We start from the raw sequence: 22,852 nt of genomic DNA on the forward strand, positions 1-22,852 counted from the left end.
GGCCCCACCTACCCCCCCCGGCCCCAGCCCCGCCCACCCCCCCCCCCCGCGGGGGGGGGGGGCCCCCCGGGGGGCCCCCCCCCCTGCGGCTGGATGGTGCAGCGCGTGGCGTCATCGCCGTGGAGAGGCTCCGTGACCGCCCACACCAAGCGGGCTTATCCGCGGCGGAGGAATCCGCCTCGTGCTCGATGCTTCCCCACCCGGCGTCGGCCATCAGGCTCAGCCTCAGCGGGAACCCCGGACCGCGTCGAACGACCCGGATCATCGTTGAGGAGGATGGATTGCCAGACCTGCTCCTGGAGCTCCCGGATGCATGGGCCGCAGGCGTACATCGCTGCTTGGGCACCGGCCACGCTCACGGGACCGATCCATAGGCCACGCGTCCACCTCTGGCCGCAGTAGAGCCAGCAGAGCCCATCGACCCAGTGGTTGGCGTCGTCAGTGCCTGCCGGCGCGGGCAGACCGCCACGGGCGAACTCGGCGATCCCGGGAATCACCCGGTGGGGCACGGCCAGTTCCATAAGCACAGCTCGGCCCCCACGGTCATCGGCCTTGGGCGGACACGGGAGCTGCCTCGCCCTTGCCGGCGTCCGCGAAGAGGAGGGTGGGCTCGGCCAGGATGTCGCGGCCGGATTCGCTCTTGTAGATCTCATCCACGCTGCCGAACCGAGCTTCGGAGTAATCGAGTTTCAGCAGGGCAGCCGCCTGCCGGACCGATGCCTCGTCCGGCCCTTCGATCTCGACGAAGGTGGGGAGGTCCGGCCAGGTGTCGAAGTCAAAGGCGACCTCGCCGAGGCGCCACTCCTCGCGGTAGTTCTCCTGGTACCGGACTTCACGCATGCCGAGGCTACGGAGGATCTCGGCCATGGCATGCAGGTCCGCGACCACGGTCTCGATCTCCGTGGTGCCGTCGATCGTAGTGGCGTCGGTGACCTGCTTGAGGGTCAGTGTCGATCGCGTGCCCTCGTCACGCAGCCGCACCCAGGCACCTCCTTCGAGGGCATCATTCTCGAAGATCTTGCGGGTGAGAAGGGTGCGCGCGAACGCCTGGGTGGCACCGAGAGCGGTGAGCTTGGCCTGGAGGGCGGCTACGTCGATGGCGAGGAACTTGGCCTCGTACTCGTGCTTCATGGGCTCTTCCCTTAGCGAAAGGAGGGGGTGCGGGCCGCGAGGAGCAGGCCCATCCGGTGGGTGTGGTCCTGGAGTTGACCGATGTGGGCCCGCTCGGCGAACTCATTGGTTCGCAGGGTCAGAAGAACGTCCCAGTCGCCGATGAAGTGGCGCCGGAGCTTCTCGGGGGACGTGTAGTGCTCGACCAGATGCTGGCGCTGGGTGACGGGCATCATGAACTCCGCGCCGAACAGGCCGTCCTGGCGTACGGAAGCCTGCATGCGGGTGACGAACTCGGTGAGCGGACGGTGGTGGTTGGCACTGTAATGCCACGAGCAGCTCGTCCAGATGGCGTCGCACGGCATGTCCAGCGGCTCCCATTGAAGGAAGTCTTCCTCCACCACCTGCACGCTGTCGTAGAGCGATTCAAGCTTGAGACGGTCGATGAGGCCCATCGCGTGAGCGCGGTTGTCACCCGGGAGGCTGACCTCACCGCCGTGAAGAGCAAGGGGATCACGCTCTACGGCGATCACGCGATAGCCGGCTGCGGCCAGCGGCAGGATGAACTTGCCGTCGCTCGCGCCTACGACCGCGACAGTGGCGTCAGGAGCGGCACGTTCCTTCAGCGCGGCGAGGAACTGGGGGAAGAAGGTGAGGGTGTGTTCCCACAGGCTCTGTGTATGCACGGTGGTTGGCTCCTTGCGTGTCGGTGGCCAGGATCGCCTGGAGGACCTCGTCGGGGTCCAGCCGCGTGGTGTCCACGGGGTGCATCGGGAACTGGGCGTAGGCGTCGGTAACCCGGTCGGCTGCGCCTTCGACGAGGGCGTCCCAGCGGGATACGGGCTTGGTCCGGTCAGCGAGCCGACGCCGGCGCTCGTCTTCGCCGCATGTCAGCTGGTAGGTCACAGGCTGGGGCAGGTCGGGCGGAAGCCTGACGCGGAGACGGGCGCCGAGAGCGCGGTGGTTGGCCAGGCAGCGAGCGAAGTAGCTCTCCACGACGACGGGGGTGCTCTCGGACAGGTGGCGCCGTATCTCATCGGCCGCGGTGAACAGCGCGGACAGGTAGAAGCACATCCGGGCCTCGGCGTTCTCCCGCAGGTCCACTTCGCGTCGCAGCGCCTGGTAGATGAGCGGCACGGTCGGGACCAGAACGGCTCCACGGGCTGCTGCCAGCATCGGTGCGACGGTCGACTTGCCGGTGCCGCGGAGTCCTTCGAGGCTCTCGAACAGTGGGGCGTCAGACACGGCCGTAGACCACGTCTGGCACCGCGAGGGTGAGTTCGTCGGTGGCGGATGGGCAGTGGTCGATGTGGTCGGCGAGCTTGTCGTACCAGAAGGCGTGTGAGTCCTTGCCGACGGCCTTGCAGGACATGGTGAGTGCACCGCGCGGGTCGACTTCGATCCGTTCGATTGCCTTGGGGCCTCCCTCGGGAGCGCAGATCTCCGGGGCGCCGTGCTCGGACAGGTCCGCGTCGACGATCACCTCGATGTCCAGCTCGGCCGTCTGGAGCTGGCCTCGAAGGCGGATGTACGCAGCGGGGTCGGTGATCAGGAGCTCGGGGTGAGCGGCTGCGTTGCCGACCGGCCGCAGGCAGTGGAGCTTCAACTGCTCTGCCCCGTACTGCTGGAGGGTGCGGGCGAGCGGCAGCACCTCATCGATGTTGCGAGAGGTGACCGTCATGGTCGCGCCGGTGCGGACACCGAGTCCTCGGGCGATGTCGAGTGCGCTCAGCGCACTCTGGTAGCTCCCGAACTTGCGGATGTGGTCGTTGGTCGAGCCGATGCCCTCCAGCGAGACCCGCAGCAGGTCCAGGTCGGGGGCGATCTCGGTCAGCCGACGTTCGATCCGGTAGCCGTTGGTGCAGATCTCGACCTGCATGCCCAGTTCTTGCTTGGCGTACCGGACGACCTGGGTGAGGTTCTTGTAGACGAACGGCTCGCCGCCCAGCAGGGTGACAGCGTCGGTGCCGTACTGCTTGCGCATGAGCGTGAGGAGGTTGATCGCCTCGTCCGCGGTGAACGCGTCGGCGTGCTGGAGCCGCTTGCCGTGGAAGCAGTGCAGGCACTCGAAGTTGCAGCGGTAGAGCAGTTGCAGGTACAGCATCCGGATCCTGCGGATACCGGTGACTTCGCCGATCATCTGGGTCTCCTTCGGGCAGTTGCCTGGTGGGAGACCTGATGCTGGCGGAACGGCAAAGGACCGCATCACCGCGTATCCGGACGATCCGGGGACGTCCTGGGACGTTTTCAGTGCGCCGCGAAGCTCTCCAGAATCCCGAGCACCTGCGCGGTGTCCGTCAGATCCGGTAGCACCACGGATGCGCCGGCAGCGGCCAACTCTTCGGGGCTGTGGACGCCAGAAGCGACGGCGATGATCCCGGAGCCCGTGGCGAGTGCCGCCTCGACGTCCCTCGGCGTATCCCCTACAAGCACGACAGGCACGTCATCCCGTACGCCCCGGAGGCGCTGGGCACGCTCCTGGGCGACGGCCACCAGGCCGGGACGCTGGAGGGCATCGGCCCCGTAAGCGCCAACAGCCAGATCCACCAAGGGGTCAAGTCCGAACGCCGACACCTTCACGCGCGCATTGGACGCGATATTGCCGGTCAGGACCGATGAGACCCAGGCTTCTCGTACCGAGGCCGCCTTCAAGACATCGCGGACGCCTGGCAGGGCTGTCCCGCGCTTGCTGAGCTCGTGGAGACGCTCCGCCCCAGCACCAGCAAGAGCAGCCTCGACAGTCGCCCAGTCCGGCTCGGACAGCCCTTCCCGCTGGAACATGTCGCGCATGATCAGACGATCCGTACGGCCCTCCGTCCGCGCCGGCCCGGACGGGAGGGTCCCCGCCAGCGCCGTGTACGCGGCGGCGTAGATCTCTTTGCTCACCCCTGAGTTGTCGATGAGCGTGTGGTCGATGTCCCACAGGACGATGAGCTCCATGCCACCAGCGTAGATACGCCGGTCACGGCGTCAGCTTCGCGGGAACGTCCCAAAGCGTCCTTGCCCGCTTCCGGCCGCCTCGGCTTGGATAGTGCTGTGAACGAGCGACTGCACTCCGTACTCGCCCAACGCGGCGTCTCACCAGAATCGCTCGCCGAAGCCTGCGAGGTAGACCCGAAAACCGTCAGTCGCTGGCTTGGCGGACGGGTGCCCCACCCACGCCACCGATTTCACGTCGCCCAGCACCTGCGTGTGGAGGAGACCTTCCTCTGGCCGGCCCCGCCGCCGAGCGCGGGCCAACCGAACGCCGGGTTAGGCTCCGAACTCATCGGCACCTTTCAGAACAGGGCCAGCGTTCCTCGGGACACATGGCTCTCGCTCCTGAAGGGAGCCCAGAAGCAGATCAGCGTGCTCGTCTTCTCCGGCACTTTCTTCGCCCAGTCCAACCCGCACGTGGCCAAGATGCTTGCCGGGCGCGCGGCCGACGGCGTCCAAGTCCGCTTGTGCTTCGGTGAGTCAAACGGCCAGGCGGCGGCCATCCGAGGTCGTGAAGAAGGCATCGGCGACACCCTCGGCGCCAAGATCCGCGCCTCCCTGACCTACTACCGCCCCCTACTGCCCGAGGCCGGCTGCGAGGTCCGGCTGCACGACACCACGCTCTACACCTCCATGTTCCGCTACGACGACAACCTGCTGGTCAACCCGCACGTGTGGGGTCAGCCAGCCAGCGCGAACCCACTGCTCCATCTCAAGAGAGTCGACGCCACAGGTTGGTTCGACAACTACGCTCAGAGTTTCGAAGCCGTCTGGGCCACAGCGCGCCCTTGGACGCCGGACCAGGAGGGGACCTCTCCGCATGGGTAGGACTGAGTACTACAACGATCCCAAGGCGCCCAAGGCGAACACCCTCATCCCCGCCAACAACCTGCTCGTCGTGGACGACAACGGCGCCATCCTGCTCCAGCGCCGTCGCGATACGGGCCAGTGGGCCTTGCCGGGCGGCGCTCAGGACATCGGCGAGACGGCGGGACAGTGCGCGGTACGGGAATGCCTGGAGGAGACCGGCATCATCGCCGAGATCACCGGCTTCCTGGGCGTCTACACCAACCCGAACCACATCGTCGCCTACACCGATGGCGAAATCCGCCAGCAGTACGAGAACACCTACATCGGCCGCCCCGTCGGAGGCGAGCCCACCATCAACGACGAGGCCGACGGCGTCCGCTTCATCCAGCCGGCCGACCTCGACCAATACGACATCCACCCCAGCATGCGCCAGCAGATCGGCGACTACCTAGCGGGCACGTACCCCTACCTGGGCTGAGCCGTCAGCGCTGCCTCCACCCGTTCCACAGCAGCAAGGATCTCTGGCGATGCCCGACGGATGAACCGTCCCACCACGCTGTCGGCGCTGTAACGGTCCATGATCTCCGCCAGCCGGGCCTCGGCGGAAGTGCGTTCTCCATCGGGCGTCGTCGTCATGTCGCAGTACACCAAGGCGTCCACGAGCTGATGGTCGTCGAGCAGCGGAAACTCGGCCTCAAGCACGTCCCGCAATCCGCGCTCCTGAGCTTCCAGCAACGCCAACGAGTGGTTCGCCACCAACCGAACCAGCCGTTCATCTGCAGCATGGACGTCACGAAGAAACCGCGCGCCGTCCAGCGGATGAAATCCGGTCGCCGCCAGCCGCGGTGCGTAGCCCACATCGTGCAGGACGGCCGCAGAGGTCAGCAGCTCCGCATCATCGCCCAGGATCCCGGCCACTTCGACCGCGCGCTGCGCGACCCCTTGCGAGTGCGCCCACCGGCGAGGAAGCGGCCCACACAACTCTGCCTCGGCCACTGTGCACGCCCACTCCGTCATTGCTTCGTTCATGGGTAGGAACTTGCCCAGGTGAAGCCTTGTACAGCCTCAGCCGGGCAATTTGTTCCTTCACCCTCCGCCTCGCCCGACAGCCTGCAGGCTCGATGGTCACGACGGGGAGAGCAACCTGATTTACGAGAGCGCTTGGTGACGGGGTGCCTGTCACATCGCGTCGGTCTTGCGGGGCGAGAGGAAGAGAAGATCCATCATCTGAGCGGCGGAGAGCAGCAGCGTGTGGCGCTCGCCCGACTCATGGTCAAGCAGCCGGCCCTAGTTCTCGCTGACGAGCCGACTGGCGCCCTTGGTGGATGACGTTCTGGCGGTTGCGGCGCACGTGAGGCAGTTGAAGAAGGCCGGGGATGCAGTGCTCTTCATACCGGCGGCTCGGCGCGATACTGCACTGGTTTCCCCCGACGGTTTCGTCGGCCTGCGGGACATCGCGCTGGCGAGGAGCCCCGTGGCGTCCGGGACATTGAATGGCGAGGAGGCCGGTCCGGTCCGGATACGGACCGCGATGTTGGCGCAAGAGCGGATCCTGCTGGTCACTGATGCGCCCGAGGTGGCATGGCCGGTGTCGGCGCGGCGTGACAAGGCGAAGTCTGCCGTACTGAAGGAGTACTTCACGGTGGTGGCAGACGAGCTGGTCCGAGGGCGACGGGTGACTGTGTACGACCGGCGCGGAAGAGACCGGACGCCTGAACGCCCACGCGCTTGACGACTCGGCGGTGGTGACGCCGGGACGGTCCCGGCGAGCACGTGGTCCCGGCCCGCACACGGGCCGGGACCTCTCGTGGCCGCCGTCGGCGGCCGGGGACTCAGCGCAGCCGTGCGTCCAGACGGATCTGGACCAGCGTGGTCTCCACACCGCTGTCGACGAGGCGGCCGTCGGGGCCGAACGCGCCGGCGCCGTCGGTCATGCCGAAGTCGTTGTCGTTGATGACCGCGATCGTCCGCGAGTCGACGACGGCGACGCCCTCGATCTTCTTCGGCGCGCCGGGCACCGTGTTGAGGTCGACGACGAGCTTCTTCGAGAGCACCGGCACCCCGGCGGCCGCCGGGTTCGGCAGCGCCTCCAGCGACGGGGTGGTGGCGGTCGAGTCCCAGGCGGTGCCCAGGATGTTGTTCCCGGGCCGCAGCACCACCCGGTGGAGACGGGCGGCCCGGTCCGTGCGCTCCTGCACCAGCAGGGTGTCCGGGCCGATCGCGACCACCGAGGAGATCTTCAGCTCGGTCGGGTCGTCCTCGCCCGGGTCCACCGTGCCGACCGGGTCGAAGGCGTAGGCGTACTCGGCCGTGACCTTGCCCCGGCGGGGCGAGAAGCGCAGCAGACGTGTGGTTCCCGATGCCTCGCCGACCTGCTTGGAGGGGTTGAGCAGCGGGCTCTGCAGGGCGATGACCAGGTCCCCGCCCGGAAGTTGGGCGAGGCCTTCGAAGCCCCGGTTGCCCTTGCGGGTGAGGAAGACCGACGGGAGGCCCTCGACCACCGGGTAGTCGGCGCCCTTCAGAGCCAGGCCCTTGGGGACGTACCGAGTGAGCACCCGGCCGGTCGCCGAGACGTGGACGAGTGACGGGCCGTACTCGTCGACCAGCCAGAACGTGCCGTCGTGAGATTGCACGATGCCTTCGGTGTCCAGCCCGTCGGGGTTGAACCCCAGTGGGGTGGAGGCGTCGTAGGTGTACGGGTTCTCGTCACGGCCGCTCTGGTTGGACAGGCCGGTCACGGGTGCGCCGCTGCGCGTCCGGATCGGGAGCGCCTTGAGGATTTCGAGCCTGGAGCCCTCGACCTTGACCTTGACGATCGCGGGGTCGAAGCCGGGGACCGGGAAGGTCCGCCGGTTGACACCGTCGATCTTGATCTGGCCGTTGGGGCCGCGGTCGGTGACGGTCCAGAACTCCCCGCGTCGTCCGGCCGGGAAGAGGTCGCTGCCGATGCCGCCCAGGTCGACGCCGTGGTCGTCGGCCACCGAGTGGTGCAGCAGGGCGTTGGAGAAGGTGGCGAGCGGGATGTCCGGGAGGGCGGACGTGCGGACGACCTTGCCGGAGACACCCTGCTCGGGTCCCGACTGGGTGGTGGCGTCAGCCGCGGCCGGCAGCAGCAGGGAAACGGCGAGTGCCGAGACTGCCGCGACGGCGACCCGGCGGCGGGCCGGTCGAGTCATGTGTGGGTACCTCCACAAGTGGAAACAGTGAAGGGCCAGGTTGGTCACCGGTGATGAACATCCGTCAGCAGAGTGGTGAAGCGAGGGCGTCGCGCCCCTGTCGATAAGGATCGCCGGGGACGCGGACCGGTGGGGTGGTCGCCGGGCGCGTGTGCTGCCGCAGGATGAGTTGCCCTGGGGAGACCGGTCAGGCGCCCTTCAGATGCCGCATCAGGCGTTCGAAGTCCTGCCAGCCCGACAGGTCCGAAGGGTCGCCGGGCAGCGGGTAGTACAGCGCGGGGCGGGTCTTCGGGCCGAGCTGGACCGGGGGCTCGGACAGCGGGGTGCGGCGGGCGCGGTCGCCGGGCATCTCGCGGACCTCCTCGGCGCCGAGCACGAACGCCACCGGGACACCGGGGCCTTCGAAGCGGGGCGGTACCGCCAGGTCGCGGCGGGCCTTGCGGAGCTGGATCAGCATCGACTGCAGGTGGTGGCGGGTGGCGAGGATCTCCGCGACCCGGGGCAGGGCGTCCACCGGTGGTTCCTCGTCGGGCCCGTAGCCGAACGCCAGGGTGACGTCCTCCTCCACGCCGCCCGTCGTACGGCTGATGCGGACCGTGGCGAGGCCTGGCCGGTCGGGGCTGCCGACCACCACGACCCAGGTCGGCGCGGGCGACCTGTCGTGGGCGACATCGGTGAGCTGGCGCAGTGACCAGGGCAGGTTGGCGGGCTCGGCGGTGCCCCAGCCGGCCGGGGGGTTGCCGGTGAGCTCGCGCCATACCGATTCGAGGGCGCCGCCGAGCACCAGCCGGTCGTCGGCGGGGTGGACGGTGCGGAACGAGATGGCGAGCTGGCGCTCGCCGGTGTCGGCGAACTCCTTGAAGGAGGCGGCCACCGGGGTGCGTGGGTCGTCGGGCGTCGCGTCGGCCGCTTCGACCGTTGCGAACATGCCGTTCTGCCAGCTCAGCACGGCGCCGGACAGGCCGTCGTAGTAGCCGTCCCGCTCGTCCTGCACGACCCAGCGCGACGGCCAGCCGGTCAGGCTGTTGCGTACGGCGGGGGAGAGCGTGGTGCCCGGGGAGGTGACGATCTGGAGGCCGAGCTCGGCGTCGGCGGTGGCCCGGAACGCGTCGGAGAGCCAGGCCGTCATGGCGACCACCGGCCGGTCCTGGATGACGACGGCCACCTTGTCGGTGAGCGCGTCGATTGCGGGCTGGGCGGCGGCGGGCGTGGGTGCGACGCTGACGCCGTCGGTCTTCACCACGGCGACGGAGCGCGCGGCCTCCGGTGGCCAGGCGGAGCCCCCGGCGAGGCTGATGAGGCGGGCCGCGAAGGTGCCCGCGAGCCGCTCGGCCTCCTCGACGCCGGTGGTGGCGCGCGCTTCGGTCCACCAGAACGGGACGGCGGGTGCGGTCGCCCCGAGCAGCCGCTCGGCCTCGCCGGCGACCTGTACGAGCAGCGGTGCCTCGACGGAGACGAGGGGGCGGCCTTCCTCGTCGCAGAGCCGTACGACGGCGTCCTCGCCCAGGGTCTCCACCAGCTTGTCGGGGCCTCCGGAGAGCAGACCCGCGAGCACGGTCAGCGGGTCGGGCATTCTCCGGGTGAGGGCGATGACGTCCTTGGTCATGTGGTCGTCCGGTCCTTCGTGGTGCGGGGCGTGGATGTCGGTGCGGTGCGCGGGACGGTTCCCGGGGGCGTCATCCGGCGGTGTACACGGTCTGGATCAGGCGGTTCGACTGGCCTCTGCGGATGAGTACGCCGCGGCCGGCCGGCTGCTGGGTGGCGTACACCCCGGGGAACAGCTGGCCTTCGCTGCGGTCGCCCGCCATGACGATCGCCGAGGCGCCGGATTCGCGCAGGCCCTGCATCAGCGGCTCGTACATGCCGCGCGAGGCGCCCGCGACGCGGCGGGTCAGGACGAAGTGGAGCCCGATGTCGACCGCGGAGGGGATGTACGGCAGGAAGGGTGCGAGCGGGGCGAGCCCCGCGGTGGTCAGTACGTCGTAGTCGTCGACGAGGACCACGATCCGTGGGCCGCTGCCCCAGCTGCCGGGCTCCAGGTCCTCGGTGCCCGCGCTGTCGTCGGGCAGCCGCTTCTCCAGCTCGGTGGCGATGCCGGCGGCGAGGCCGGCGCACATCTTGGCGTTGTACGCGTAGCCGCCGCGGAACTCCTCGGGGATCGCGCCGCGCAGTCCGCGCCGTGGGTCCATGACGGCGAAGACCAGCTCGTCCTCGCTGTAGCGCTCGATGAGTCCGCCGGCGACGGTCTTGAGCAGGTTCGTCTTGCCGCATTCGCTGTCGCCCATGATCAGCAGGTGCTGGTCGTGGTGGAACAGGTCGAGCAGGACGGGTGCGAGGGCCGTCTGGTCCAGGCCGATCGGTACCCGCTTGGGTTCGGCGACCGGGCCGGGCAGCAGGTGCGGTTCCAGGACGTGCGGCAGCACCCGTACGGGCTGGGCGACGTCGCCGCTCCAGGTGGCGCGGACGGTGCGGACCGTCCGTTCCAGGACGGCGCCGAGGGCGGACGTGTCGGGGAGCCCGTCCGTACGGGGCAGCGCGACCTGTGCGAAGAGTTTGCTGTCGGTGAGGATGCGGCCGGGCTCGTCGGGCGACAGGGTCTGGGCGAGCTTGCGGTCGATGCTGGACTCGCTGGGGTCGTTGAGGCGCAGCTCGACGCGGGTGCCGAAGTTCGACTGGGTGGCGATGCGGACGTCGTTCCAGCGGAGCATGCCTGCGACGACATGGATGCCGTAGCCGCCGCCGCGCTTGAGGATGTCGACGACGGCGTCGTCGAGCTCTTCGAAGTCGTCGCGGAGCGCGCCGAAGCCGTCGATGATGAGCACGATCTCGGCGGAGGCCAGCTGGGGCAGCCGGCCTGCCGCGTGCAGGGTGCGCAGCTGCTCGACGGAGTCGATGCCGTGTTCGCGGAACAGCTCCTCGCGGGCGGCGAGCGCGTTGCGTACTTCTTCGACGGTGCGTCCGGCGCGTTCGCGGTCGGCGCGGCCTGCGACGCCGCCGACGTGCGGCAGGTCCGCCAGTGCCTGGAGGCCGCCGCCGACGAGGTCGAGGCCGTAGACGCCGACTTCCTGCGGGGTGTGGGTCAGTGCGATCGACAGGGCGAGTGTGCGCAGGAGGGTGGTTTTGCCGGACTGCGGGCCGCCGATGACGGCGGCGTGGCCGCCCGCGACCGTGAGGTCCAGGTACCACTGGCCCTGCCACTGCTTGGTGGGGTCGTCGAGCAGACCGAGCGGAACCCGGAGCGGGCCGCTCCGCTTGGCCAGCTGCATGCCGCGCGGGCCGACGTCCAGCGGGCCGGCGACCTTGTCCAGGGCGATGGCGTCGGGGAGCGGCGGCAGCCAGATGCGGCGTACCGGACCGGCGGCGCTCTCCAGCTGTCCGACGATGACGCCCATCTCGGTCGGCCCGGTCTCGCGGCGCCGTACGGTCGGCTCCTGATCGCCGGAACCCTCCTTCTTGGCGAGGGTGTTGAACGCCTCGTACTCGAGGGCGAGCGGCCCGGTGTCCACCTCTTCCGCGCGCTGTACGGGGCCGCGGTAGGCGCCGGAGACGTAGCTCGCCTTGAAGCGCTCGTAGTGGCTGGTGTCGACCTTGAGGTAGCCGAAGCCGGGCAGTGGCGGCAGGTGGAAGGCGTCCGTGGTGTCCAGGACCGTGCGGGACTCGTCGGCGGAGAAGGTGCGCAGGCCGAGCCGGTACGAGAGGTAGGTGTCCAGGCCCTTGAGCTTGCCGCCCTCGATGCGCTGGCTGGACAGCAGCAGGTGCACGCCGATGGAGCGGCCGATGCGTCCGATGGACAGGAACAGGTCGATGAAGTCCGGCTTGGCGGTGAGGAGTTCACCGAACTCGTCGATGACGACGAACAGGTGCGGCAACGGGTCCAGGTCGGGCCGCTTGTCGGACCGCAGGGCGGCGTAGTCACCGATGTCGGCGACGTTGCCCGCGTCCTTGAGGACCTGCTGGCGGCGCTTGACCTCACCGGCGAGCGAGGCGTGGACGCGCTCGACGAGCCCGGCCTGGTTCTCCAGGTTGGTGATGACACCGGCGACGTGCGGCAGGTCGGCGAACGGGGCGAACGTCGCACCGCCCTTGTAGTCGACGAGGACGAGTGCGAGGTCCTCCGGCGGGTGGGTGGCGACCAGGGCGAGGACGAGGGTGCGCAGCAGCTCCGACTTCCCGGAACCGGTGGCGCCGACGCACAGGCCGTGCGGGCCCATGCCGAGCTCGGAGGACTCCTTGAGGTCGAGGAGCACCGGCTCGCGGGAGTCGCTGACACCGATCGGCACGCGCAGGAAGGAGCGTTCGCCGCGCGGCGCCCACAGGCGTGAGAGGTCGAGTTGCGCGACGTCGTCGATGCCGAGCAGGTCGGCGAAGTCGACGGGTCCGGACAGCGGGGCGTCGGCGAGGGACTCGGCGGCGAGCCGAAGCGGCGCCAGCATCCGGGCCAGGCCTTCGGCGAACGGGATGCTGACCTCGTCCACGGTGCCGTGGGCGCTGATCGGTTCCTGCTCGCGCAGGTCCTCGATGAGCACCTGGTCGCCGTCGACGGTGATGCGTACGCCGACGTGTCCGGGCTCCTGGACCCGCTGTTCGAGCAGGTGCAGCATCGTGACGCTCATCTCGCGCAGGCCCACCGCGTCGTCGGGGCAGGGCAGGTCCACGGCGTCCTCGCCGTGTCCGTCGGCGACGACGAGCAGCCGTGACGTCATGGACAGGGCGTCCTTGCCGGACAGGCCGCGGCGCACCTCGGCCGCGTACGAGGCGCGTCGGCGCAGCTCCGCTCCGATCTGCCGGGCGAGCTGGGGTGCGGACGGGGCGATGCGGCGGGCGGCGACCGGGCCGTCCAGCTGCTCGGGGTCGAGCAGATGCGGCATCCACTTGGCCCACTCCCAGTCGGCGAGCCGGTCGCCGGGTACGGCGAGGGCCATCGCCACGTCGTCGGGGGCGTGCGTGGCGGCGGTCTGGACGAGCAGGGCGCGGGCGACGCGCAGGCAGTCCTCGCGGGGGCCGATCACGCTGACGTTGCCGACGCGGTCGAGCGGGACGGTGAGCGGGAGTTCGGTGCCGGTGCGGAACCGGGACATCAGTGCCGATGCCTCGTTGAGCATGAAGCGGTCGGGCGGGGAGAGTACCGAGGAACCCTGCTGGGCGACCTTCAGATCCCGTACGGGCATCTCGCCGGTGCCGACGCGGACCCGCAGGAAGTCGCCGTCGTGGCGGCGGCGCTCCCACAGCCGGGCCGGGTCGCGCACTATGTCGTACAGGGCGTCCGGCGGCGGCGTCAGGATCTCGGTGCGTTCGCGCCGTTCGCGTTCCTCGCCGGAGAGTTCCTCGCGCAGGTCCTCCAGATAGGCGAGGTAGGCCTCGCGCTGGGTGCGGCGGGTGCGCTGGGCCTTGCCGCGCTGGGAGAAGACGAGCGCGACGGAGCCGATGACGGTGACGACGAGGATGATTGCGCCGAGCCCGGCGAACTGACTGTTGCGTACGACGGTCATCATCACGACGGACGACATGACACCGGCGACGGGCAGCAGCGACATCGCGATGTTGCCCGACTTCCCCTCGGGGAGGTTGGGCGGCGCCTCGATGGTGCGCGCCTCGGAGGGGGCAGCGGGCCGGGTGGTCCTGGCCGGGCGGTGGATCAGTCGGGTACTCATCGGCGTCCGTCACTCACGGTCGGGCTCGGCATCTGGGTCAGTGGCGCTTCTGGGAGAGCTGGAAGACGTCCGCGGCGAGGCGGGTGGCGGCTTCCCGGGTCGAGTGGGCGAGCAGCTCGGTACGGATCAGTCCGCCGGCCGCGAGGTGCCGGTCGTACGGCAGGACCTGGACGCTCGCCCCGGTGGACCTGAGCTTCTCGGCGGCCTCGGCCAGGTCGAGCCCCGGGTGCGGCACCAGTTCGGTGAGCACGACGACCGTGCCGGCGATGACATGCTGCGGCAGCCCCTGCATCCACTGGAGCACCGAGTACGTACTGGTGACCCCCTCCAGCGTGGCGGGGGCGGTCAGGACGCGGGCCTGGGAGGCGGAGAGCGCGACCCGGGCGACCTCGGCGGGCAGCGTCTCGCAGTCGACGACCGTGACACCGAAGTAGCGGCGCAGCGAGACCATGACGCCCTCGTACGCCTTGCTGCCCAGCATCGCGCCGATCTGCCCCTGGCTGCCGGGCAGCAGCCAGGCGTTGCCCGGCAGTTGGACGAGGTAGCCGGTGATGTCGAGCAGTGACATCTGCGGTTCGACGATGTCCGCGAAGTCGCCGATGGTCCAGCGCAGCGTCTCCGCGCCGAGCCGCAGCGGCAGGGAGCCGAGCGCCGGATCGGCCTCGACGACGAGGACCGGGTCCTGCCGGTAGTGCGCGTACGTGGTGCCGAGCAGGGCCGCGACGGTCGTCTTGCCGGCGCCGCCCCGGATGGAGGTGACGGAGATCTGTCGGCCGGTCGTCACAGGCTGCTGGAGCACCTCGGCGATCCGGGTGATCTCGGCGACCTCCTTAGCGGCCGACGAGGAGACGGTACGGCGCAGGGCGCGCGTGGCACGCGAGGCGAACGACTGCCCGTGCCGGGGCTTGCGCCCCGCGGTGACCAGGGCCTTGTCCACCACGGGCCGGGAGTCGGGGGCGTGGTGGGGTCGGGTCGTGGGGGTGTAGGCGGAGGTCTGCGCGGGTGTGGCCCGGGGCTGCTGCGCGGGGGCGGCCCGGTGGGCGGCCTGCTGGGGCGGGTAGCCGTAGGCGGGGTCCGGTGCGGGGGCGGCCTGTTGGTGTGGTGCGTGCCCGTACGTGGGGTCCGGCGCGGCTTGCGGGTATCCGGCGGAGCCTGCGGGGGTGCCCTGCTGGGGCGGGTAGCCGTAGGCGGGGTCCGGCGCGGGGGTGTTCTGCTGCTGTGGTGCGTATCCGTATGAGGCGTCGGGTATGGGCCCGGCCTGCTGCTGGGGCGGATACCCGTATGTGGCGTCCGGCGCAGGGGCGTGCTGGGCGTATCCGTCGGGTACTGCGGGGGCGCCCTGCTGGGGCGGGTACCCGTAGCCGGACTCCGGTGCGGGGGGTCCCTGCTGGGGTGCTGCGTGCCCGGTCGCGGCGTTCGGCGTGGGGCCGCCCTGCGCGTATCCGGCGGGGTCCTGCGCGCTCTGCTGCCCCGCTCCTTGCTGCGGCGGGCCCTGCTGCGGCTCGCTCTGCCGGCCGGCGGCGCCGCGCAGGTCGCGCAGCACATCGCCCTGCCAGTTGTCTCCGTTCGGCATGTCAGCCTTCCTCTTTCCGCCCTGCTGCCCCGCTCGGAGCGCCTGAGCGTCGACTCAGAACTTGTTGAGCAGCTGTCCGTACACGCCGAACGCCCCGACGGCGAGTGGGAACAGCCCCACGACGCCGATGGACTCGACCAGGTCGGCCATGCGACGCAGCCGGACCTGCACATGCTCGGGCGGCTGCACCGCCAGGACGAGCAGCGGCAGGACCGCGGCCGCGCACAGCACGGCGAGCGGCCCGGCGCCTCCGGAGTGCTGCATCCACACCATGACGAGGCGCACGACGAGGACCGCGGCGGCGGCGATGAGTGCCACGACCTCGGCGACCAACGGGAAGGCCCGGGCCCGGGACAGCAGCACGAGGGCCACGAGCGCGGGCAGCGCCGCGGTCCACACGGTCGGTGTCTGCGCCTGGGTGAGCAGCCAGCCGCCGGCCGCCGCGGAGACGGCGGTGACCGTCGTCGCGAGAGCGAGGCCGCGGTGGGTGGCCGCGAGGGCGTTGCCCACCTGGTGGCGGCTGACGGAGACGCCGCCGGAGCGGCGGTCGTCGAGTGCGGTCAGCCCGGAGGCCATCAGCGCGAGCCGGGGGAGCAGCCCGAGCAGCACCACGGAGAAGACAGCCATCACGGCGCCCAGCCGGGACAGGTCGCCCTGGACTGCGGCGACGGCCTCCCACACCACGGTGATCGCGGCGGTGGCCACGGCCCCGATGAGTCCGCCGCGGCCGAGCGGCGAGAAGTAGCCGAGCAGCAGCAGTACGACGACGAGCGCGCCCGCGACGGCCGCGAGCCGTGCGGTTCCCGACCAGTCGTAGGCGTCCGCGGCGGTCCAGGCGGTGAGGATGCCGAGGCCGCCGGAGGCGAGCAGCAGGGCGGTCGCGAGGCCGCGGTTGCCCTGGCCGATCCTGGCGACGAGCGCGCCGGCCACCAGGAGGAGGAGCGTGACGGCGACGAGCGCCCCCGCGAGGGCGTCGAGCGCGAACTCGCGGCGTGCGAGCAGTGCCGCGATCACCGCGAATGCCACGGTCGCCACGCCCGCACTGGCCCGGCGGGCGGCGGGACGCCAGCACCACGCCTGGAGGTCGAGGTCGTCGGCCACCAGATCGGTGACGTCGTGCACGACGGGGGCGGGCGGCGCGGAGTGTGCCCGGACCAGCCGGAGCACGGCGCCGTCCGCGATCTCGGCAGAGGACAGCGTGCTGTCGTGCGGCAGCGCGGAACCATCCGACGTGATCAACTGCCGTGTCATCGGGCGCGATGCGGCCCGGTCGTCCAGCAACTGCAATATGTCCGGAAGCAGTTGGCCGATCGGCGTATCGGACGGCAGGACGATGTCGGCCCGGCGTCGCTCGCCCACCAGGGTCACCCGGCTCAGCTGAGCCCGGGAAGTCATTGCTGTGCTCACCACTTTACGGGAACCTATCGTCGCGACGTTGAGGACGGGGGCCGGCTGGACGCGCCCAGGGTGCTGTTCACGGAAGTCGTCATCGGGCGGCCGGGACTACGGAGAACCGGGGCTGGATTTCCCGGACTTGTCCGGTTTCGCCGCGGGCGTCGGCTGGTCGTACTGCTGCTCCTGGCGCTGCTGCTTCTCCTGCTCGGCCTTCTGCTTCGCCAGCGTGTGCTGGAGGAAGGACCACCCGACGCATCCCGCGCACAGGACAGCCGCGATGGCGATCCCGGCGAACACCTTCCCGAGCCGCTCGTCCGCCGTGCGCCGCGACCGCTGCACACCGAACAGCAGCGCGTCCCGCATCCTGCGGCGGCGTACCGCCACCGACTCCAGTAGCTGGCTGTCGTAATCCCGTGCCATTCGTCGTCCGCTGCCTCAGTCGTCCGTTGCCTCGGTCGCCGGTGAACCGTCGCGCGTACCGCGTCCTGCGTCCACTGCATGAACGTCGCCTCGACCGGCCACTGCCCATCGGGCACGCCCGACGCGCACCACGGTGCCGACGCCGGCGTCGGCCGATGTCGTCCGCTGCGCTGCAGTCGGCTGCGTGTGTTGCGGCATACGGAAATCCCCCTTGCCTTGCCTCCGCAACATAAGGCATGGACAAGTCACCAGTACAACCCGGAGCCGGGAGTGGGACAGTCCCCGGACAATCATGAAGCAGTTCCAAAGGACAGGAATCAGGGCGATACAGACGGTGGACCGGTGGGACGCGGGGCGGGGATGAGGAACGGCGGGGCGCCGGGGTTGCTCGGTCCGCAACGATGTCGATGAACGACCGGAGCTGCTCGGCCCCGTGGGCGTGCCGGCATCGAGCCGAGCCGCTCAGTTGCTCACGCACCGGCTTCGGCACGCGCATGTGCCTGCCCGAATACCGAAGATCCTTCGCCACGGCGCCGCGCCTCCATGGACAATCTTTGTCAGCTGCGGGTTGAGGGTCAGGTGTCGAGTTCGCCGACCCACCCGAACTCCAGGAGCTCCTTGGGCAGGTACTCGGACTCGACCTCGATCGGCATGTCGGCATCGCGGGCCATACAAGCGATGGCGAGTGGGCTCTGCCGATTCCGCTGGGCGAGAGGTCGGCTTCGCCGAGACGCCCCATCACGGAGACTCGCGTAGCGAATGCTGATGACGCCGACGCCGTAGGCGAACCAGTGGCATTCCAGAATTATGGGCTCGAACAGTTCGTGCTCCCGGAGCACAGTAGACATCAGCGCCGCTGCCCTGAAGCTCAGGTGGGGAACTCGCCGAGCCAGCTGCGCTGCAGGAGGTGCTTGGGCAGGTAGTCGGACTCCACTGCGAGAGCGATCTCGCCGTCGTGGGCGAGGCAGGCCAGGGCAAGAGGGCCCAGAGCGATACGGCCATCAGGATCCTTGGCCCGGTCCTCGTCGGCGGTCCAGTACTCCTTGTGCCAGGTGAGAGCGTCGACCAGCGCAGCGTTGAACTTCGGGATCCTGCCGCTGATAGCGGTGGAAGAGCTCCAGCGGCGGATAAAGAATCTCCAGCATCAGCTCTTTGCCGGCGACCTGTGCCCTCTCGGGGCCGGTGCCATTGACCGCCGTGACCAGGGTGTCCCAGGTTTCCCGCCGCCCGAACCAGGCGTTCTGCAGGGTCTCCACCCACGCGTAGATGTACTCGTCACTCCGCGCCGGACTCGCGGAGGAACGAGACAGGCACCTGCGCCAGCTGGTTGAGACGCTCGTTCTCGCGGCAGATCGTTGCCAGATAGAAGGAATTGAGCCAGTTCCCCGCGTGCAGGTACTCCTGTGGGCCGGTCGCGGGCAGGTTCTTCACCTCGCCCCTGCTCCCGATACGGCACGGCACGGCACGGGCCCTTCGGCCGCCGTACCCGAGATGAACAGGGCGGAGCCGACCTGCATGGCCGTGACCCACGCCTCCCAGGTCGGGAACTCCGTGGCCATGGGGTCCGTCAAACAGTGCCACTCCGCTGCAGCCAGGGCATAGCCCAAGGCATCGAAGCGGTCGAACTCGGACGTCTCGAGATCGTCGAGCACCTCTTCGCCGGCCTTGATGATCGGCGCCATGGCTGCAGTCGCGTTGGCCGTGCGGAAGCCGTGGCGGGGAATCTGCGTGACCACTGATTATCTCCTTCGTCGACCCGGAGAATGTAGGGGTCAACAGGGGCACTGGCCCGCAATGAGGAGCCACTCGATGACATCGCGGCGGGACTGCGGTGACGGTCGCGGCATCGACACCGGGTTTCGGGCGGACTCGAGCCGCTGCGTTGGGCCCTGGCACACCATGCAGGGGGAAGGGCGACGGTTACAGCCCTCACGCCGACGGCTCAGGCATCGACCTCGCCCGCCCAGCCGAACTCCAGGAGCTCCTTGGGCAGGTACTCCGATTCGACTTCGATCGGGATGCCTCCGTCGCGGGCCAAGCAGGCGAGGGCGAGCGGGGCAAGGGCGACCAGACCGTCGCTGCTGAGAGAGCGTGCCTCGTCTGCGGTCCAGTACTGCTTGTGCCATGTGAGGGCGTCGACCAGCGCCTCGTTGAACTGTGCTGTGTCCACGCGCTGGTAACGGTCGAAGAGATTGATCGGAGGGTAGAGGATCTTCAGCACCAGTTCCGTGTCGGCGTTGCCGACTGTCTCGGGGGCGGTGCCTTTCGCCGCAGCGACGAGCTTGTTCCACATGTCCTCAGCGCGACCGGCCCAGAAGCTCTGCAGAGCCTCCACCCAGTCGTAGATGAACTCGTCGAACACTGCACCCGAAGCACGCAGGAACGAGACGGGGACCTGCGCGAGCTGCTCCAGACGCTGGTTCTCGCGGCAGATCACCGCCAGGTAGAAGGAGGTCAGCCAGGCCCCCGCATGCAGGTACGGCTTCGGCCCGGTCGCCGGAAGGTTCTTCACCTCGCCGTCGACCCCGATCCGGGACGGCACCGGGCCCTCGGGCGCGGTGCCCGCAGCGAACAGGGCCGAGCCGACCTGCATGGCCGTGACCCAGGCCTCCCAAGTCTCGAACTTCGTCGCCTCAGGGTCGGTCGCACAGTACGACTTGGCCACGGTCAGCGTGCTGCTCAGGGCACGCGAGCCGGCCATCTCGGACCCTTCGAGCCGAGCGATCACCCGATTCGTGCTCTGAGCCCGCGCCGCGATGGCCTCCGCGGTTTCCTCCGTCGGGAAATCGTGGCGGGGAATGCTCGTGACCACTGAAACTCTCCTCTGTCAGATCTTGAAATGTTCCAGCACGGCACCAGCGTAGGAGCCCGCGTTGCCGTTCGCCTTCACCAGTACGTACTTGAGCTTTCCATCCTCCAGTGCGTCGAAGAGATCGTCCGCGATCTTGATGTCCTCGGGGCCGCGCTTCCACATCTCCGCCAGGATGGTGTGGATGTACAGCTTGGTGCCCTGTTTGACCCTCATGCCCTGGGCCGTGTCGCCGACGCCCTGACGCCAGTCGAGCTCCCCGGAAGGGGCCTTTGCCTCGACGATGAGGTAGTCGCCGTCATCGCTGAGCTTGTACACCTGGTCGAACATGTTGGCGCCATTGGGCGTCTTCGGGAGGTCGACCACCTGGGCTGTCGGGAACTCATTGGGCACGACGTGCAACGCGGCGGCGTCCTCACCGAGCCGCTCGCCCAGCTTGCTGTTGTTGGGAATGTCACCGAGTTGGTCGCGGTAGGCGTCCTGCGCGGCTTCGAGGGCGTGCTTCGTCGTGTCGGACGGGGCGTCGTCGAATGCCTTTTGCGCGTCGTTGAGCTCCATGCCCAGATGACGATTCTTCGCCGCGTTGTCGAGGTCCCCGAGACGTATGGGATCGGCGGAGTTCCGCCCGAGCGGCGTCCGGTCGACCTTGACCTCGGACGGTCCGTGCGGCATGTCGTACTTGGATATCCAGTTACCGTTGCTGTCCTTGGCCAGGATGGGCAGCTCGACGCCGCTCTCCTTCGTGGACTTGTCCAATCGATGGCCCCGACTGTCGTAGTACTTCTCGAACCACGTCTTGTCAGGGTCGTTGGCCTTCCGGATGTGCTCGTCCTGGATCTGCTTCCGCTCGGCGGGGGTCAGCTCCCGCTCCCCGTTGTGGCCGCCGTTTCCGGTGCCCTCGTCCGCGTGGTTCGCCGGCGTGGTCCCGTCGTCGGCGACGTGGCCTGCGTCGTCCGCGCCATGGCCCGCGTCGTCGGCGGTGTGTCCCAGGTCGTCCAGGCTGCCGGGGCCGATCGGGCCGTGGTCGCCGGTGTGGGGGAGCCCGTTGTCCGCGTTGGAGCCGCCGGGTACGTCGTGGCCGGCGGAGGAACCCGCGCCGGGGGTCTCGGTGCGGGGACCCGGCACGTTGTCGCCGATGCGGCTGCCGGGCGGGGCGTTGTCCAGGCTGTTGCTGGGCAGGTTGTCGCCGGCGTGGCCGGTAGGCATGTGGTCGCCGACTCCGCCTCCGGGGAGGTGGTTGCCTCTGTTGCCGCCGGGGAGGTTGTCGCCGATGTTGTTGCCCGGGATGTTGTCGCCGGTGCGGCCGATGTCGCCGAGGTCGTTGCCGAGGCTGTCGCCGATGCGGATGGCGTGGTCGCCCGCGTCGGCGCCGACGTGGGCAGTGGTGTCGGCGGTGTGGGCGCCCGCGCCGACCAGCACGGGTTCCCTGTCGGGTGAGCCGATGTGTGGGGTGTCGGCGCCGGTGTCGGGGTGGATGTCCGGGGAGCCTTCCGGGCGGGCGTCCCCGGCTTTCTGGATGACGTCGCCCTTCTCGTTGAGGAGGTTGCCGTCGTGGTCGAAGTACTGGGCCGGTGCGCCGGGCTCTGTGGGCAGTTTCGTGGCGCCCTCGGGCAGCACGGGTACGTCGTCGGGCAGCTTGATGTTGCCGTCGGGGAGCTTGACCGCCCCGTCCGGGATGACTGCTCCCTCGGGGAGGTGTACCGCGCCGTCGGGCAGCTTGAACGAGCCCTCGGGCAGCACGATCGCGTCGTCCGGCAGCTTCGGGATCTCGATGTTCTCGATGCCCTTGAGGCCTTTGGTGATGTCGCCGATTTTGGAGAGGCCGGCGCCTGCGCCTTTGGCGATGTAGGTCATGGGGTCGATGACCTTGCCGGCTTTGCCTGCGACGGAGAGGACCTTGGCGACGGCGCCGGCTTTGCCGGCGCCGGAGACTCCGGCGCCTGCGCCGCCGGTGAAGACGGTGGTCAGGACGTTGAAGGTGACGGCTCCGGCGGCGCGTCCGGGGTTCTTGCCCCATTCGTCCCAGGCGACGAGTGCTTTGCCGGTTTCCTTCATCGCGGTGCGTGAGTCACGCAGCCAGGAGGGGAGTTTGTCGTCGGGGAGGGTCCAGAACAAGGTGCTGGCGCCGGGGATCGAGGTGATCGCGAGGCCGGTGGCGAGTTGGGCGAGGCCTTTCCAGGCCTGGCCCATGGCGTCCCAGCCGCCGAACCCGACGAGGGTTCCCAGGCCCTTGATGGTGCCCCAGATCCCGTCGACGATCAGTCCGTCCCAGACGAACGACTTGACCCAGTGGCCGACTTCCCAGACATGGTGCTTCTCCTCGACCGGGTCACCCCAGGGGAGTTTCGCGTTCTTGAGGTCGTCGGCGTTGAATCCGTACTGGTCTTTGCGGTCGGATCCGTCGCCGGCGACCATCTGGGTTCCGCCGAACAGGGCGGTGATCTTGTTGTGGCAGGTGCGTTCGGCGGCCCAGAACGCGGCGACGGTGGCGGTGACGTCGTCGCGGAGCTGGTTGTGCTCGTCGATCTTGTCTTCGTCGTACTCCCAGTCGTCGTCGTCCTTGTTCGCGTTGACGAACGTCGTCGCGTCCGTCTTCAGCTGCTCGAGCTTCGCGGCCAGCGGACGGACTTCGGTGGCGTAGTCCGACAGGGCGGTGGAGACTTTTTCCAGGTCGTCGGCGAAGGTGTCGGCCCGGTCCTGGACCGGTTTCGTCGACGCGAACAGCTTCTCCGCCTCGGGTGCCTGGTAGTAGGCGGACAAACCCTGGAACTGGGTGTGGACATCGGACCCGGTGCCGCGGATGTGCCCGGCATCGGTTTTCAGGCTGCCGTAGTCCCTCTCCAGCTGCCCGAGGTCACCGGTGAACTGCGGTATCGCTTCCGGCTTGATCACTTGGTCTGCACCCCGGGCTTCGTCAGATCCAGATCCGGGA

At 69.3% G+C, this 22,852-nt stretch carries 18 protein-coding genes and 2 pseudogenes; 4 read left to right on the forward strand and 16 right to left on the reverse strand.

Going from position 1 to position 22,852, the window contains the following annotated elements; genetic code table 11:
• Positions 1 to 543: 543 nt before the first annotated feature.
• The 5 genes from ACIA8E_RS31340 to ACIA8E_RS31360 all read right to left on the reverse strand — a co-directional run bounded on the left by ACIA8E_RS31340 (position 544) and on the right by ACIA8E_RS31360 (position 4,050).
• A complete protein-coding gene (locus ACIA8E_RS31340; protein ID WP_399303079.1) occupies positions 544 to 1,131 on the reverse strand; it encodes a class IV adenylate cyclase in 588 nt (195 codons plus the stop codon).
• Between the two features lie 11 nt (positions 1,132 to 1,142).
• Entirely contained in the window at positions 1,143 to 1,796 is a 654-nt protein-coding gene (locus ACIA8E_RS31345; protein ID WP_399303081.1) for an SAM-dependent methyltransferase, read from the reverse strand.
• Positions 1,714 to 2,355: a hypothetical protein gene (locus ACIA8E_RS31350; protein WP_399303083.1), complete on the reverse strand. Its 642-nt coding sequence runs from the start codon at positions 2,353 to 2,355 to the stop codon at positions 1,714 to 1,716. The genes ACIA8E_RS31345 and ACIA8E_RS31350 overlap by 83 nt, the downstream gene beginning before the upstream one ends.
• Positions 2,348 to 3,250, reverse strand: coding sequence for a radical SAM protein (locus ACIA8E_RS31355; RefSeq protein ID WP_399303085.1), 903 nt, complete (start codon positions 3,248 to 3,250; stop codon positions 2,348 to 2,350). The genes ACIA8E_RS31350 and ACIA8E_RS31355 overlap by 8 nt, the downstream gene beginning before the upstream one ends.
• Before the next feature lie 107 nt (positions 3,251 to 3,357).
• Complete coding sequence (locus ACIA8E_RS31360) at positions 3,358 to 4,050, reverse strand: HAD family hydrolase (protein WP_399303087.1); 693 nt, start codon at positions 4,048 to 4,050, stop codon at positions 3,358 to 3,360.
• Positions 4,051 to 4,146: 96 nt separating this feature from the next.
• Between ACIA8E_RS31360 and ACIA8E_RS31365 the strand changes: the two genes are divergently transcribed.
• Together ACIA8E_RS31365 and ACIA8E_RS31370 are read left to right on the forward strand one after the other, a co-directional pair.
• Entirely contained in the window at positions 4,147 to 4,914 is a 768-nt protein-coding gene (locus tag ACIA8E_RS31365) for a helix-turn-helix domain-containing protein (protein ID WP_399303089.1), read from the forward strand.
• Positions 4,907 to 5,374 carry an NUDIX hydrolase gene (locus ACIA8E_RS31370; RefSeq protein WP_399303091.1) on the forward strand — a complete coding sequence of 156 codons (468 nt, stop codon included), beginning with the start codon at positions 4,907 to 4,909 and terminating at the stop codon, positions 5,372 to 5,374. Before ACIA8E_RS31365 ends, ACIA8E_RS31370 begins: the two co-directional genes overlap by 8 nt.
• Here ACIA8E_RS31370 and ACIA8E_RS31375 read toward each other — a convergent pair.
• Complete coding sequence (locus ACIA8E_RS31375; RefSeq protein WP_399303093.1) at positions 5,362 to 5,925, reverse strand: HD domain-containing protein; 564 nt, start codon at positions 5,923 to 5,925, stop codon at positions 5,362 to 5,364. The genes ACIA8E_RS31370 and ACIA8E_RS31375 overlap by 13 nt on opposite strands.
• 135 nt (positions 5,926 to 6,060) lie before the next feature.
• Between ACIA8E_RS31375 and ACIA8E_RS31380 the strand changes: the two genes are divergently transcribed.
• Positions 6,061 to 6,225, forward strand: coding sequence for an ATP-binding cassette domain-containing protein (locus ACIA8E_RS31380; RefSeq protein WP_399303119.1), 165 nt, complete (start codon positions 6,061 to 6,063; stop codon positions 6,223 to 6,225).
• Positions 6,218 to 6,628 (forward strand): annotated as a pseudogene (locus ACIA8E_RS31385) (hypothetical protein); the annotation flags it as partial. The gene ACIA8E_RS31380 and the pseudogene ACIA8E_RS31385, both read left to right, overlap by 8 nt.
• 100 nt (positions 6,629 to 6,728) lie before the next feature.
• On the opposite strand, the gene ACIA8E_RS31390 reads toward ACIA8E_RS31385, so the two are convergent.
• From ACIA8E_RS31390 to ACIA8E_RS31435, 10 genes and pseudogenes are all read right to left on the reverse strand, one after another.
• Entirely contained in the window at positions 6,729 to 8,072 is a 1,344-nt protein-coding gene (locus ACIA8E_RS31390) for an esterase-like activity of phytase family protein (RefSeq protein ID WP_399303095.1), read from the reverse strand.
• A gap of 187 nt (positions 8,073 to 8,259) precedes the next feature.
• A complete protein-coding gene (locus ACIA8E_RS31395) occupies positions 8,260 to 9,678 on the reverse strand; it encodes a DUF6177 family protein (protein ID WP_399303097.1) in 1,419 nt (472 codons plus the stop codon).
• Positions 9,679 to 9,748: 70 nt separating this feature from the next.
• The gene (gene eccCa, locus ACIA8E_RS31400) at positions 9,749 to 13,723 is read right to left on the reverse strand and encodes a type VII secretion protein EccCa (RefSeq protein WP_399303099.1); all 3,975 of its coding nucleotides are present in this window, start codon (positions 13,721 to 13,723) and stop codon (positions 9,749 to 9,751) included.
• 37 nt (positions 13,724 to 13,760) lie between these two features.
• Positions 13,761 to 15,296 (reverse strand): MinD/ParA family protein, encoded by a 1,536-nt coding sequence (locus ACIA8E_RS31405; protein ID WP_399303101.1) that lies wholly within the window; start codon positions 15,294 to 15,296, stop codon positions 13,761 to 13,763.
• Between the two features lie 54 nt (positions 15,297 to 15,350).
• On the reverse strand, positions 15,351 to 16,691 hold the full coding sequence (eccD, locus tag ACIA8E_RS31410) for a type VII secretion integral membrane protein EccD (protein ID WP_399303103.1): 1,341 nt from the start codon (positions 16,689 to 16,691) through the stop codon (positions 15,351 to 15,353).
• Between the two features lie 108 nt (positions 16,692 to 16,799).
• The gene (locus tag ACIA8E_RS31415; protein WP_399303105.1) at positions 16,800 to 17,111 is read right to left on the reverse strand and encodes a hypothetical protein; all 312 of its coding nucleotides are present in this window, start codon (positions 17,109 to 17,111) and stop codon (positions 16,800 to 16,802) included.
• A gap of 868 nt (positions 17,112 to 17,979) precedes the next feature.
• Positions 17,980 to 18,641: pseudogene (locus tag ACIA8E_RS31420) on the reverse strand (immunity 49 family protein).
• Entirely contained in the window at positions 18,539 to 18,847 is a 309-nt protein-coding gene (locus ACIA8E_RS31425; protein WP_399303107.1) for a hypothetical protein, read from the reverse strand. Before ACIA8E_RS31425 ends, ACIA8E_RS31420 begins: the two are co-directional and overlap by 103 nt.
• A gap of 206 nt (positions 18,848 to 19,053) precedes the next feature.
• Positions 19,054 to 19,923 carry an immunity 49 family protein gene (locus ACIA8E_RS31430; protein ID WP_399303109.1) on the reverse strand — a complete coding sequence of 290 codons (870 nt, stop codon included), beginning with the start codon at positions 19,921 to 19,923 and terminating at the stop codon, positions 19,054 to 19,056.
• 15 nt (positions 19,924 to 19,938) lie between these two features.
• Positions 19,939 to 22,812 carry a hypothetical protein gene (locus tag ACIA8E_RS31435; RefSeq protein ID WP_399303111.1) on the reverse strand — a complete coding sequence of 958 codons (2,874 nt, stop codon included), beginning with the start codon at positions 22,810 to 22,812 and terminating at the stop codon, positions 19,939 to 19,941.
• Positions 22,813 to 22,852 lie beyond the last annotated feature (40 nt).

It is taken from the genome of Streptomyces sp. NPDC051664 (assembly GCF_044453545.1).
Classification (GTDB): Bacteria; Actinomycetota; Actinomycetes; order Streptomycetales; family Streptomycetaceae; genus Streptomyces.

Excerpts from the sequence above, each read along its gene's own strand:
- ACIA8E_RS31340 (WP_399303079.1), bottom strand. The coding sequence starts at position 1,131 with ATGAAGCACGAGTACGAGGCCAAGTTCCTCGCCATCGACGTAGCCGCC.
- ACIA8E_RS31355 (WP_399303085.1), bottom strand. The coding sequence starts at position 3,250 with ATGATCGGCGAAGTCACCGGTATCCGCAGGATCCGGATGCTGTACCTG.
- ACIA8E_RS31360 (WP_399303087.1), bottom strand. The coding sequence starts at position 4,050 with ATGGAGCTCATCGTCCTGTGGGACATCGACCACACGCTCATCGACAAC.
- ACIA8E_RS31370 (WP_399303091.1), top strand. The coding sequence starts at position 4,907 with ATGGGTAGGACTGAGTACTACAACGATCCCAAGGCGCCCAAGGCGAAC.
- ACIA8E_RS31375 (WP_399303093.1), bottom strand. The coding sequence starts at position 5,925 with ATGAACGAAGCAATGACGGAGTGGGCGTGCACAGTGGCCGAGGCAGAG.
- ACIA8E_RS31390 (WP_399303095.1), bottom strand. The coding sequence starts at position 8,072 with ATGACTCGACCGGCCCGCCGCCGGGTCGCCGTCGCGGCAGTCTCGGCA.
- ACIA8E_RS31395 (WP_399303097.1), bottom strand. The coding sequence starts at position 9,678 with ATGACCAAGGACGTCATCGCCCTCACCCGGAGAATGCCCGACCCGCTG.
- eccCa (WP_399303099.1), bottom strand. The coding sequence starts at position 13,723 with ATGAGTACCCGACTGATCCACCGCCCGGCCAGGACCACCCGGCCCGCT.
- ACIA8E_RS31405 (WP_399303101.1), bottom strand. The coding sequence starts at position 15,296 with ATGCCGAACGGAGACAACTGGCAGGGCGATGTGCTGCGCGACCTGCGC.
- eccD (WP_399303103.1), bottom strand. The coding sequence starts at position 16,691 with ATGACTTCCCGGGCTCAGCTGAGCCGGGTGACCCTGGTGGGCGAGCGA.
- ACIA8E_RS31415 (WP_399303105.1), bottom strand. The coding sequence starts at position 17,111 with ATGGCACGGGATTACGACAGCCAGCTACTGGAGTCGGTGGCGGTACGC.